The sequence below is a fragment of the Pseudomonas donghuensis genome (genome assembly GCF_000696345.2).
GTDB lineage: Bacteria > Pseudomonadota > Gammaproteobacteria > Pseudomonadales > Pseudomonadaceae > Aquipseudomonas > Aquipseudomonas donghuensis.
On sequence record NZ_CP071706.1, the window covers coordinates 311,062 to 322,763 of the forward strand.

Genomic DNA, 11,702 nt, shown 5'->3' on the forward strand with positions numbered 1-11,702 from the left:
GCTCTGCGTGGGAGTGAATCATGTCAGCGGCCTCTAACGCCTTGTCGTCCATCGACAGTGCACAGCAGCAAGCCTTCGAAATCCTGCCGTTCAGTGGTGCCGTCGGCGCCGAGATCATCGGCCTGGACCTGACCCGAGCAGTCAGCGCCGAGGACTTCACCCGGATCCACCGGGCCCATCTCGACCACCACGTGCTGGTGTTTCGCGACCAGCGCATTACCCCCGAACAACAGATCGCCTTCAGCCGCCGCTTCGGTGTGCTGCAGATTCACGTGCTCAAACAGTTTTTGCTCCGCGGCCACCCGGAAATCCTGATCGTCTCCAACATCATCGAAAACGGGCAGAACATCGGCCTGGGCGACGCCGGCAAGTTCTGGCACTCGGACCTGTCGTACAAGGAACTGCCAAGCCTGGGCTCGATGCTGCACGCCCAGGAGCTGCCCCGCGAAGGTGGCGACACGTTGTTCGCCGATATGCACAAGGCCTGGGACGGCCTGCCCGAAGCCCTGCGCAAAGCCGTTGAAGGCCGCAGCGCCGCGCATTCATATACCGCCCGCTACAGCGAGAGCAAGTTCGCAGGCAACTGGCGCCCGACCCTGACCGCCGAACAACTGGCGCAGGTTCAGGAAGTCATTCACCCGGTCGTGCGCACCCACCCGGAAAACGGCCGCAAGGCGCTGTTCGTCAGCGAAGGCTTCACCACCCGCATCGTTGGCCTGCCTGAAGACGAAAGCCGGCAGCTCCTTGCCGAGCTCTACGCCCACAGCGTGCTCGAGCAGAACATCTACCGCCACCAATGGCAGCCCCATGACCTGGTGTTCTGGGACAACCGCTCGTTGATTCACCTGGCCAGCGGCTGCCCTGCGCACCTGCGCCGCAAGCTGTACCGCACCACCATCCAGGGCGATGCCCCGTTCTGATCTTTCGAGGAGTACAGCATGCGCAACTCAATCAGCCGCCTGGCGGCCAGTATCGGCCTGGGTGCCAGCCTGTTTGCCGGCAGCCTGGTGGCACCGGCCACGGCCCAGGCCGAAGGTGAAATCCGCATTGCCGAACAGTTCGGCATTGTTTACCTGCTGCTCAACGTAGTGCGCGATCAGAACCTGATCGAGAAGCATGGCAAGGCGCAGGGCATCGACATCAAGGTCGATTGGACGCAGCTGTCTGGTGGCGCCGCGATCAACGACGCCTTGCTCTCCGGTTCGGTGGATATCGCCGGCGCCGGCGTCGGCCCGCTGCTGACCATCTGGGACCGCACCCAGGGCCGGCAGAACGTCAAGGCCGTGGCCTCGCTGGGCAACTTTCCCTACTACCTGGTCAGCAGCAATCCCAAGGTGAAGACCATCGCCGACTTCAGCGAGAAAGACCGCATCGCCCTGCCGGCGGTGGGCGTCTCGGTGCAGTCGCGGTTCCTGCAGTACGCCGCTGCCAAGCAGTGGGGCGACAAGGAATACAACCGCCTCGACAAATACACCCTGGCCGTTCCCCATCCTGATGCCACCGCGGCCTTGCTGGCCGGTGGCACCGAGCTGAACGCGCACTTCTCCAACCCGCCGTTCCAGGATCAGGTACTGGCCAACAAGGACGTGCACGTGGTGCTCAACACCTACGACCTGCTCGGCCCGAACTCGCCGACCGTGTTGTTCGCCACCGAGAAATTTCGCAACGACAACCCCAAGACCTACAAAGCTTTCGTCGATGCCCTGGCGCAAGCCGCCGAGTTCGCCCAGAACGACAAGGCCGCCGCAGCCGACACCTACATCCGCGTGACCAAGGCCAAGATCGACCGCGAGGCACTGCTGAAGATCATCGACAACCCGCAGTACGAATTCAGCGTGACGCCGAAGAATACCTATCCGCTGGCTGAATTCCTCTACCGCGTGGGCGCGATCAAGCACAAACCCGAATCCTGGAAGGACTACTTCTTCCAGGACGAGAAACCGCTGCAAGGGAGCTGAGCCGGATGAACACCCCATTGCCAGGCCACACGGTCAGCAAGCTGAGCAGCGTCGCAACGCCGCCGCTGCTGCAGGTGGATAACCTAAGCCTGGAGTACCGCACCGCGCAGCGCGTGGTGCGGGCTACCCACCAGGTCAGTTTCGAAGTGGACAAGGCCGACCGCTTTGTCCTGCTCGGGCCCTCGGGTTGTGGCAAGTCGACCCTGCTCAAGGCGGTGGCCGGCTTCATTGAGCCCCGGGAAGGGCAGATCCGCTTGCAGGGCCAGGCAGTGCAGGGCCCGGGCCCGGACCGCATCGTGGTGTTCCAGGAGTTCGACCAGCTGCCGCCGTGGAAAACCGTCAAGCAGAACGTGATGTTCCCGCTGCTCGCTTCCGGCACGCTCAAACGCAAGGAGGCCGAAGCGCGCGCCTTGCACTACCTGGAGAAAGTCGGCCTGGCCGGCTTTGCCGACGCCTATCCGCATACCCTGTCGGGCGGCATGAAAGCCCGTGTGGCGATTGCCCGGGCGCTGGCCATGCAGCCGAAGATCCTGCTGATGGACGAACCCTTCGCCGCCCTCGACGCCCTGACCCGGCGCAAGATGCAGGAAGAGTTGCTGCTGCTTTGGGAAGAGGTGCGTTTCACCTTGTTGTTCGTCACCCATTCGATCGAAGAAGCGCTGGTGGTCGGCAACCGCATCCTCTTGCTGTCGCCGCATCCGGGCCGGGTACGCGCCGAGATCCACAGCCACCAGTACGACCTGCAGAGCCTGGGCGCCAGCGACTTTCAGGCATCGGCGCGGCGCGTCCACCGCTTGCTGTTCGACGACGATGCCCAGGTCGAGCACGACCCGGCCTTGGGCTTCGCCGACATTCGCATTGCCTACTGACCGGGAGTCTCACCATGACCACAACTGTTACGCCGCGTCAGGAATACGAAGTTGTCCTCGAACCGCTACTGAGTGTCCCCGTAGAGCGTGAACTGCCGCTGGGTCAGCGCCTCTGGCAACAGGGCTGGCTGCGCAAGGGCCTGATCCTGATTCTGCTGGCCCTGGCCTGGGAAGCCATCGCCCGCTACCAGGGCAACGACCTGCTGCTACCGAGCTTCCTGCAGACTGCGGCAGCCCTGTATGACGGCCTGCTCAGCGGCGAGCTGCCGGCCAAGGTCGGCGTGTCGCTGGTGGTGCTGCTCAAGGGCTATCTGCTGGGGATCGTCCTGGCTTTCGGCCTGACCAGCCTGGCGGTGTCGACCCAGTTCGGCCGCGACCTGCTCAGCACCCTGACCTCGATGTTCAACCCGCTGCCGGCAATTGCCTTGCTGCCATTGGCGCTGCTGTGGTTCGGCCTGGGCGACAACAGCCTGATCTTCGTGTTGGTGCATTCGGTGCTCTGGGCCCTGGCGCTCAATACCTACGCGGGCTTTCTCGGGGTGTCGGAGACCTTGCGCATGGCCGGTCGCAACTATGGCCTGCGTGGCTTGCGGCTGGTGGTGCAGATCCTGATTCCGGCGGCGCTGCCGTCGATCCTCTCGGGCCTGAAGATCGGCTGGGCCTTTGCCTGGCGCACACTGATCGCCGCCGAACTGGTGTTTGGCGCCACCAGCGGCAAGGGCGGGCTGGGCTGGTACATCTTCCAGAACCGCAACGAGCTGTACACCGACAAGGTGTTCGCCGGGCTCGCAGTGGTGATCCTCATCGGCCTGCTGGTCGAAAGCCTGGTATTCAACACCCTGGAGCGTATTACCGTGCGCCGCTGGGGCATGCAGCGCTGACAGGCTCAGGCCGATCGATACTGCGCGGCGGCATTGTGGAGGGTTTCGGCAATCTGCTGGCGCAGGCTCAGGGGCTGCTCGACGATCAGCCCGTCGCCCTGGCTCAGTAGCCACCAGCGCAGCTGCCAGCTGTTGCTGACGGTGGCCCGCAGGCGGTGGCCATTCTCCAGCGGGGTCAGGTGCATGTCCGCCGACAGCGGCGTTTCGCGCACCAGGCGGGCGAGGTTGTCGCTGATCCAGGCCTGCAGCTCGATCTTGTCGCTATCGCCGAACTGCAGGGCATCGCTGCGCAGGTAGGCCTGCAGATCGAAGGCATGCAGGCCTTCGGTCGGGCTGTCGAGAATGTGCAGCTTGCGAAAGCGATGCACGGCGAACTGGCGAATGTCGGTACAGGACGCGGCGCTGGCAATCAGGTAACTGACCTGGCCGCGCTGGATCAGCGCTAGCGGGTTGAGGGTCAGTTCGCTGAGCGTGTCGTTGTGAGCCGAGTAGTACTGGCAGTGCAACTGGTATTCCTCAAGCAGCGCGTGTTGCACGGTCTCGAGGATGCTGTCGGGCACTTCCGGTGCCTGCATGTTCATGTCCGGGCGCACGCTGGCGACCTTGTCCAGCCAGCGCGCCACCTTGTTCGCCCCCGACAGGTGTTCGAGCTTTTGCCGGGCATGGCTGAAGCGCGGGTCCAGCACTTTCAGCATGCTCCCCGGCAACAGCGGGCGCACGGCCTCTTCCACCAGCGCCAGGCTCAGCGCCTCGCTGACACTGATACCGCGTAGCTCGATGCAGGCGTTGGCCGCCCAGTGCCAGCCATAAGGGATGCTCTTGTCGTTGCGTTCCAGCGGGAAGATCAGCGACAGCTCATTGAGGTCGCGCTCGATGCTGCGCTTGCTGATGGAAAAACCTGCGTCCTGCAGGCGGCCTACCAACTCGGCACTGGTAATCCCCGGCGAGCGGCTGGGCAACTGGCGCAGCAACTCCCATTGGCGGCTGAGGGTGGCACGTGTCGTGGCAGAGGGCAAAAGGCGGCGTCCTTGTCTAGGCTTGCGGTTGTAGCATGGCGCCAGCGCGGTGATATGGCAATTAGCCATTTATGTATCCAGATCAAGGATGAAGCAGTTGAGTGCCCTAACTGAATTGTTCGCGACAGGTTTTGTCGTGACCGTGCGCAGAATCACGCCTCATCACTCCCGCTGTTGGATCTGTGGGTAGTTCAATGAGGACGAACATGTCAGCTGCCAGCAACATTTACCCACTGCTTGAGCGCCTGTTGCCCGAGCGGATCATCCCTGCGCCTGGTCGGCCCGGCCGCCTGCAGCGGTTGTACGCCGGGGTCGGCATGCCCAGCCAGCGGGCAGCGCTGGGCGAGAGTTTCAGCCTGATCAGCCGCCTGGATGAAGCCGCTGACCTGCAGGCGGTGTACGACGACCTGCGTGCCCAGGCCCTGGAGGGCAACGTCGGTGCGCTCAATGACCTGGGCTGGATCTGGCTCAACGGCAAGTACTGGCGCGCCGACCCGACCTTGGCCGGGCATCTGTTGCGCATGGCGGCCCTGCAGGGCAGCGCTGCTGCCTGGTTCAATCTTGGCCAGCAGCATTACTTCGGCAAAGGCGTCGAGGTGGCCTACGCCAGCGCGGCGGAGTATTACCAGCAGGCTTTCGAGCGTGGCTTGGAGCATGCCGCCGCCGCCCTTGGCGACCTCTACGAGGAAGAAATCTGTGACAGCGACAGCCAGGAATGGCAGGTCGACCTGCAGCAGGCCTATCGCTGGTTTCTACGTGGCGCCCAGCGCGGTGACGCCCGTTGCCGCTTCGAGGTTGGCTACCGGCTGCTGCATGGGCTGACGGTCAACGTCGACACCAAAGCCGCGGTGTACTGGCTGGAACTGGCCGCTGTGGCCGGGGTGATGCAGGCTGCCGAAGCGTTGGCGCTGCACTTCAGCGAGGTCAACAACGCCCTGCGTTATCTGTTCTGGCGCGAGCAGGCGATCAGCCTGGGCAGCAAGCTGGCGCTGAACATGAAGCTGGACGATCAGCTGCAACCTTGAACATGACGTCTGTCAGCCACTATTGACGGCAGGGGCGGTGATCGAAGAATATTGATAGTTAGCAAACTATGAATATAGCCACGAACCTCCCTTCATGACCCTCGACGCACTGCAACTCAACATCAGCAGCGGTATGGTGGTGGCCGGCCGGCACTGGCGGCGCATCTGCCAGGCGACTCTGGCCGGCTACGGCATTTCCGAAGCCTGTGCGATGCCACTGCTGATGATCGTGCGCCTGGGCGATGGCGTGCACCAGGTCGCCGTAGCGCAAGCGGCAGGGCTTGAAAGCCCGTCGCTGGTACGCCTGCTCGACCAGCTGTGCACGGCCGGCTTCGTCTGCCGCACGGAAGATCCGCTCGACCGCCGGGCCAAGGCACTGAGCCTGACCGCCAGCGGCCGGGTGCTCGCCGAAGCCATCGAAGGCGAACTGGTGCGCCTGCGCCGTGAAGTGCTGCAGGGCATCGACGAAGCCGACCTGCTGGCCACCCTGCGCGTGCTGCGCGCCTTCGAAGAGGCTGCCCAGCGCACCCCGGGCGTGCCGACGTGAACGGTTTTTTCAGCTCGATGCCGCCTGCGCGCGACTGGTTCTACGGCGTGCGCACCTTTGCCGCTTCGATGATCGCCCTGTACATCGCCCTGCTCATGCAGCTGCCGCGGCCTTACTGGGCCATGGCCACGGTGTACATCGTCTCCAGCCCATTCGTCGGGCCCACCAGTTCCAAGGCCCTGTACCGGGCCATGGGCACCCTGCTCGGCGCCGCCGGGGCGGTGTTCCTGGTGCCGCTGCTGGTGCAGACACCGGTACTGCTGACGGTCGCCGTGGCCTTGTGGACCGGCACCTTGCTGTTCCTCTCGCTGCACCTGCGCACCGCCAATAGCTATGCGCTGATGCTTGCCGGCTACACCTTGCCGATGATTGCCCTGCCGGTGGTCGATGAGCCGCTGGCCGTATTCGACATTGCCTCGTCACGGGCCCAGGAAATCTGCCTGGGCATTGTCTGTGCGGCGGTGGTCGGGGCGATCTTCTGGCCGCGGCGCCTGACCCCGGTGCTGGTCGGCGCCACCGGCAACTGGTTCAACGAGGCGATTCGCTATAGCGACACCTTTCTGGCCCGCGAAGCCAGCGCCGAGAAAGTCGGCGGTCTGCGTGCCTCGATGGTCACCACCTTCAACTCGCTGGAGCTGATGATCGGCCAGCTGTCCCATGAAGGCGCCCGCCCGCAAACGGTAAAGAACGCCCGCGAGCTGCGCGGGCGGATGATCCACCTGCTGCCGGTGATCGATGCCCTCGACGACGCCTTGCTTGCCCTCGAAGGCCGCGCCCCGGCCCAGACCGAGCAATTGCAGCCGTTGCTGGGCGAGGCCCGTGCCTGGCTGCAAGGCACCGCACAGGATGCATCGCCGGCGCGCTGGTCTGCTCTGCGTGGGCAAATCGAACACCTGCAACCGAGCGCTGTGTCCCTTGACCAACGCGCCTCGCTGCTGCTGTCCAACGCGCTTTATCGGCTGGCCGAGTGGGTCGATCTGTGGCAGGACTGCTGCAGCCTGCAGCACGCTATCCGCAATGAAGACCTGTCGCCGTGGCGCGCGGTCTATCGGCACTGGCGCCTGGGCCGGCTGACGCCATTCTTCGACCGTGGCTTGATGCTCTATTCGGTGTTCTCCACCGTCACCGCGATCATTGCCGCCACCACGCTGTGGATCCTGCTTGGCTGGAGCGACGGTGGCAGCGCGGTGATTCTCGCTGCCGTAGCCTGTAGCTTCTTTGCCGCCATGGACGATCCGGCGCCGCAGATCTACCGCTTTTTCTTCTGGACCTCGTTGTCGGTGCTGTTCGCCAGCCTTTACCTGTTCCTGGTGCTGCCCAACCTGCATGACTTCCCGATGCTGGTACTGGCCTTCGCCGTGCCGTGCATCTGCGTCGGCACCTTGACCGTGCAGCCGCGCTTCTACTTGGGCACCTTGCTGACCATCGTCAACACCGCCTCGTTCATCAGCATTCAGGGTGCCTACGACGCCAACTTCCTGACCTTTATCAACGCCAACCTGGCCGGGCCGGTGGGCTTGCTGTTCGCCTTTATCTGGACCCTGGTGGTGCGCCCGTTCGGCGTCGAGCTTGCGGCCAAGCGCCTGACCCGTTTCAGTTGGCACGACATCGTCGGCATGACCCAGCCGGCGACCCTGGCCGAGCATCGGCGCCTGGGTGTGCAGATGCTCGATCGGCTGATGCAGCAACTGCCGCGCCTGACCCAGACCGGCCAGGACACCGGCACCGCGCTGCGTGACCTGCGCGTGGGCCTGAACCTGCTCGACCTGCTGGCCTACATGCCTCGGGTCGGCGCACACCCGCGCCAATTGCTGGGGCGGGTGGTGGAGGAGGTGGGTGAACACTTTCAGGCCTGCCTGGATGTCCGTCGTCGCCTGCACGCTCCCGAGGTGTTGCTGCAGAGCATGGAGCGCGCCCGCCGCGCCCTGAACCTTAATGACCTGGCCGATAGCGCCGAAGCCCGCGTGCACCTGCTGCATGCCCTGAGTGGTTTGCGCCTGGCGCTGTTGCCAGGTGTCGAGGTGGTGCTGGAACCATCCGACGATCAGCCACAACTGCCCTACGGCATCGATGGAGCACCGCTGTGATCGGAGATCTGGATATCAGCGGGGTGTTCCTGCCCACGCTGCTGGTGATGATGGTGCTCACCTACCTGGTGTTCCTCGCTGTGCACGCGCTGCTCAACCGGGTGCACTTCTATCGCCTGGTCTGGCACCGGGCGCTGTTCAACGTTGCGCTTTACGCCGTGCTGCTCGGCACGGTCGACCACTTTTGCCGAAACCTGATGCTGCCATGAAAAAACCCTTGTTGACCCTGGGCCGCGTGGTCCTGACCCTGCTGGTAGTGACGCTGGCGACCGTACTGGTCTGGCAGATGGTCATGTACTACATGTTCGCGCCCTGGACCCGTGACGGTCACATCCGTGCTGATGTGATCCAGATTGCCCCGGATGTTTCCGGCTTGATCCAGCAGGTCGAAGTGCGCGACAACCAGGTGGTCAAGCGCGGTGACGTGCTGTTTACCATCGACCAGGACCGCTTCCACCTGGCCTTGCGCCAGGCCCAGGCGACCCTGGCCGAGCGCAAGGAAACCCTGGCCCAGGCCCAGCGTGAAGCCCGGCGTAACCGTGGCCTGGGCAACCTGGTGGCGCAGGAGCAACTGGAAGAGAGCCAGTCGCGCCAGGCCCGCGCCGAATCGGCCCTGGCCGAGGCCCAGGTGGCGGTGGATGCCGCGCAACTGAACCTCGACCGCTCGGTGGTACGCAGCCCGGTCGATGGCTACCTCAACGACCGCGCGCCGCGTGCCCACGAATTTGTCAGCGCCGGTCGGCCAGTGCTGTCGGTGGTCGACAGCGACTCCTACCACGTCGATGGCTACTTCGAGGAAACCAAGCTGGCCGGCATTCACATCGGCCAGGCTGTGGATATCCGCGTGCTCGGCGACAATACCCGCCTGAGCGGGCGGGTGCAGAGCATCGCCGCCGGTATCGAGGACCGCGACCGCAGCAGCGGCGCCAACCTGCTGCCCAACGTCAACCCGGCGTTCAGCTGGGTGCGGCTGGCCCAGCGGATCCCGGTGCGCATTGCCTTCGATGAAGTGCCGGCGGACTTTCGCATGATCGCCGGGCGTACCGCGACGGTGTCGATCCTTGAGGGCCGCGGGCAATGAAACGGCTGTCGCTGCTTGGCCTGAGCCTGCTGCTGTCGGCCTGTCAGATGGTCGGGCCGGATTACCACGTGCCCAAGGACGCTGCCATCCAGCGCGCCGACCTGCAGGGCGAACTGCGCCAGGACGCCAACAGCGTGGTCTCGGCGCCTGTGCCCAAAGACTGGTGGCACCTGTACCAGGACGAGCGCCTCAATGAGCTGGTGCGTCTGGCCCTGGCCGCCAACACTGAACTGCGCGTAGCGGCAGCGAATATCGCCAAGGCCCGTGCCCAGGTCGAAGAAGCCGAGGCCCAGGGCGGCCTCAATGGTGGCGTGAAGCTGGGCGCCCAGCGTTTGCAAGAGTCTGGCGAGGCGTTCCTGCTGCCAGAGAAGGTGCCGGTGGCCAACATTGGTGAGGCGATTATCAGCGCTTCCTACCAGTTTGACCTGTGGGGCACCCTCAAGCGTGGCGTCGAGGCCGCCCAGGCCAATGCCGATGCGACCCAGGCTGCCGCCGATACTGCGCGCATCACCCTGGTGGCGGATGTGGTCCGCGCCTATACCCAGGTATGCGCGGCCAACGAGGAATATCACATCGCCCATGAGTCCCTGGGCCTGCAAGAACAGAGCGTGACCCTGACCCAGCGCCTGCGCGACGCCGGTCGTGGTGACGAAACCCAGGTGACCCGGTCGCAGACCCAGTTCAAATCCCTGCGCGCCGAGCTGCCGCGTTACCAGGCCGCGCGTGAAGCGGGCCTGTACACCTTGTCGATGCTGTTGGCCAAACCGCTCAATCAATTGCCGGCCGGCACGGGCGATTGCGCCGAGTTGCCGCATATCGCCCAGGTCCTGCCGGTGGGTGATGGCGCGGCGCTGCTCAAGCGCCGCCCGGATATCCGTCAGGCCGAACGCAGCCTGGCGGCGGCCACGGCGACCATTGGCGTGGCCACTGGGCAGTTGTATCCAGACATCAGTATCGGTGCCCAAGTGGGCACTATCGGTATTCTCGACAACCTGGGGGAACCTGCGACCAACCGCTGGGGCTTCGGCCCGCTGCTGACCTGGACGGTGCCGACCAACGGTTCGCGAGCGCGCATTCGCGCGGCAGAAGCTTCGACCCAGGCGGCGCTTGCGCATTTTGATGGGGTGGTGCTCAATGCCATTCGTGAAACCCAGACCAGCCTTGCGCAATACAGTGCTTTGCTGGAGCGCCGTGATGCCCTGGCTGATGCCGAGCGTTCGGCGCAATTGGCGGCGGATCAGACCCACCGCTTTTATCAGGCCGGGCGCGAGTCGTTCCTCGCCGACCTGCAGGCAACCCGCACCTACACCGACATGCGCGCGCAGCTGGCGGCGGCCAATACCCAGGTGGCGATGGGGCAGATTGGGTTGTTCCTGGCGTTGGGTGGCGGTTGGTAAGAGCGGCAAGGCTGCGCCGGCAAAGCCAGCTCCCACGGGGTCCGGCGTCAACAGATCCTTTGTGGGAGCCGGCCTTGCCGGCGATTGGCGACTTCACTTATCCACAAGCCCCTTGAGCATCTCGATCGGCAACGGAAACACGATCGTCGACGACTTGTCCCCGGCAATAGTGCCCAGGGTCTGCATGTACCGCAGCTGCATCGCGCCCGATTGGCGGCCGAGCATTTCCGCGGCCTGCATCAGCTTCTCCGATGCCTGCAATTCGCCTTCGGCATGGATCACCTTGGCTCGCCGCTCCCGTTCAGCCTCGGCCTGACGGGCAATGGCGCGGATCATCGACTCATTGAGATCGACGTGCTTGATCTCGACGTTGGCGACCTTGATGCCCCAGGCATCGGTCTGCGCATCCAGCACCTGGCGGATGTCCAGGTTCAGCCGCTCGCGCTCGGCCAGTAACTCATCCAGCTCATGCTTGCCGAGCACCGCGCGCAGGGTGGTCTGCGCCAGTTGGCTGGTGGCCATGAGAAAGTCTTCGACCTGGATGATCGCCTTCTGCGGGTCGAGCACGCGAAAGTACAGCACCGCGTTGACCTTGACCGAGACGTTGTCGCGGGTGATTACATCCTGCGGCGGCACATCCAGCACCACCGTGCGCAGGTCGACCCGGACCATCTGCTGGATCCCCGGGATCAGCAACACCAGGCCCGGGCCCTTGACTCGCCAGAAGCGTCCGAGCTGGAACACCACGCCACGTTCGTATTCGCGCAGGATGCGGAATGCCGCCAGCAACAGCACCGCCAGCAGTGCCAGCAATGCGCCAAAGCCCAGTTCGAAAAACATC

General features: G+C 64.4%; 12 protein-coding genes. 10 read left to right on the plus strand and 2 right to left on the minus strand.

Annotated features, from left to right (window positions below; genetic code table 11):
• The first annotated feature begins 20 nt into the window (after positions 1-20).
• The 4 genes from BV82_RS01420 to BV82_RS01435 are packed head-to-tail and all read left to right on the plus strand — an operon-like array spanning position 21 to position 3,708.
• Positions 21-920 carry a TauD/TfdA dioxygenase family protein gene (locus BV82_RS01420; RefSeq protein ID WP_010222065.1) on the plus strand — a complete coding sequence of 300 codons (900 nt, stop codon included), beginning with the start codon at positions 21-23 and terminating at the stop codon, positions 918-920.
• An 18-nt stretch (positions 921-938) separates the two neighbouring features.
• Positions 939-1,958 (plus strand): ABC transporter substrate-binding protein, encoded by a 1,020-nt coding sequence (locus tag BV82_RS01425; protein WP_036995346.1) that lies wholly within the window; start codon positions 939-941, stop codon positions 1,956-1,958.
• Positions 1,959-1,963: 5 nt separating this feature from the next.
• Positions 1,964-2,827 (plus strand): ABC transporter ATP-binding protein, encoded by an 864-nt coding sequence (locus BV82_RS01430; protein ID WP_010222067.1) that lies wholly within the window; start codon positions 1,964-1,966, stop codon positions 2,825-2,827.
• 14 nt (positions 2,828-2,841) lie between these two features.
• Positions 2,842-3,708 carry an ABC transporter permease gene (locus BV82_RS01435; protein WP_010222068.1) on the plus strand — a complete coding sequence of 289 codons (867 nt, stop codon included), beginning with the start codon at positions 2,842-2,844 and terminating at the stop codon, positions 3,706-3,708.
• A gap of 5 nt (positions 3,709-3,713) precedes the next feature.
• On the opposite strand, the gene BV82_RS01440 is transcribed toward BV82_RS01435, so the two are convergent.
• Positions 3,714-4,724 carry a helix-turn-helix transcriptional regulator gene (locus BV82_RS01440; protein ID WP_010222070.1) on the minus strand — a complete coding sequence of 337 codons (1,011 nt, stop codon included), beginning with the start codon at positions 4,722-4,724 and terminating at the stop codon, positions 3,714-3,716.
• Between the two features lie 206 nt (positions 4,725-4,930).
• Here BV82_RS01440 and BV82_RS01445 point away from each other — a divergent pair, with 206 nt between their 5' ends.
• The 6 genes from BV82_RS01445 to BV82_RS01470 all read left to right on the plus strand — a co-directional run bounded on the left by BV82_RS01445 (position 4,931) and on the right by BV82_RS01470 (position 10,861).
• Positions 4,931-5,749 (plus strand): tetratricopeptide repeat protein, encoded by an 819-nt coding sequence (locus BV82_RS01445; RefSeq protein WP_010222072.1) that lies wholly within the window; start codon positions 4,931-4,933, stop codon positions 5,747-5,749.
• A gap of 94 nt (positions 5,750-5,843) precedes the next feature.
• Positions 5,844-6,296 (plus strand): MarR family winged helix-turn-helix transcriptional regulator, encoded by a 453-nt coding sequence (locus BV82_RS01450; protein ID WP_010222074.1) that lies wholly within the window; start codon positions 5,844-5,846, stop codon positions 6,294-6,296.
• Positions 6,293-8,383 carry an FUSC family protein gene (locus tag BV82_RS01455; RefSeq protein ID WP_036995347.1) on the plus strand — a complete coding sequence of 697 codons (2,091 nt, stop codon included), beginning with the start codon at positions 6,293-6,295 and terminating at the stop codon, positions 8,381-8,383. Before BV82_RS01450 ends, BV82_RS01455 begins: the two co-directional genes overlap by 4 nt.
• Positions 8,380-8,592, plus strand: a complete 213-nt coding sequence (locus BV82_RS01460; RefSeq protein WP_010222076.1) for a DUF1656 domain-containing protein — start codon at positions 8,380-8,382, stop codon at positions 8,590-8,592. The genes BV82_RS01455 and BV82_RS01460 overlap by 4 nt, the downstream gene beginning before the upstream one ends.
• A complete protein-coding gene (locus BV82_RS01465) occupies positions 8,589-9,464 on the plus strand; it encodes an efflux RND transporter periplasmic adaptor subunit (protein ID WP_010222077.1) in 876 nt (291 codons plus the stop codon). The genes BV82_RS01460 and BV82_RS01465 overlap by 4 nt, the downstream gene beginning before the upstream one ends.
• On the plus strand, positions 9,461-10,861 hold the full coding sequence (locus BV82_RS01470; protein ID WP_036995348.1) for an efflux transporter outer membrane subunit: 1,401 nt from the start codon (positions 9,461-9,463) through the stop codon (positions 10,859-10,861). Before BV82_RS01465 ends, BV82_RS01470 begins: the two co-directional genes overlap by 4 nt.
• A gap of 93 nt (positions 10,862-10,954) precedes the next feature.
• On the opposite strand, the gene BV82_RS01475 is transcribed toward BV82_RS01470, so the two are convergent.
• On the minus strand, positions 10,955-11,701 hold the full coding sequence (locus tag BV82_RS01475; protein ID WP_010222080.1) for a slipin family protein: 747 nt from the start codon (positions 11,699-11,701) through the stop codon (positions 10,955-10,957).
• Between the last annotated feature and the right edge of the window lies 1 nt (position 11,702).

Excerpts from the sequence above, each read along its gene's own strand:
- BV82_RS01470 (WP_036995348.1), top strand. The coding sequence starts at position 9,461 with ATGAAACGGCTGTCGCTGCTTGGCCTGAGCCTGCTGCTGTCGGCCTGT.
- BV82_RS01425 (WP_036995346.1), top strand. The coding sequence starts at position 939 with ATGCGCAACTCAATCAGCCGCCTGGCGGCCAGTATCGGCCTGGGTGCC.
- BV82_RS01430 (WP_010222067.1), top strand. The coding sequence starts at position 1,964 with ATGAACACCCCATTGCCAGGCCACACGGTCAGCAAGCTGAGCAGCGTC.
- BV82_RS01445 (WP_010222072.1), top strand. The coding sequence starts at position 4,931 with ATGTCAGCTGCCAGCAACATTTACCCACTGCTTGAGCGCCTGTTGCCC.
- BV82_RS01475 (WP_010222080.1), bottom strand. The coding sequence starts at position 11,701 with ATGTTTTTCGAACTGGGCTTTGGCGCATTGCTGGCACTGCTGGCGGTG.
- BV82_RS01450 (WP_010222074.1), top strand. The coding sequence starts at position 5,844 with ATGACCCTCGACGCACTGCAACTCAACATCAGCAGCGGTATGGTGGTG.
- BV82_RS01465 (WP_010222077.1), top strand. The coding sequence starts at position 8,589 with ATGAAAAAACCCTTGTTGACCCTGGGCCGCGTGGTCCTGACCCTGCTG.
- BV82_RS01435 (WP_010222068.1), top strand. The coding sequence starts at position 2,842 with ATGACCACAACTGTTACGCCGCGTCAGGAATACGAAGTTGTCCTCGAA.
- BV82_RS01420 (WP_010222065.1), top strand. The coding sequence starts at position 21 with ATGTCAGCGGCCTCTAACGCCTTGTCGTCCATCGACAGTGCACAGCAG.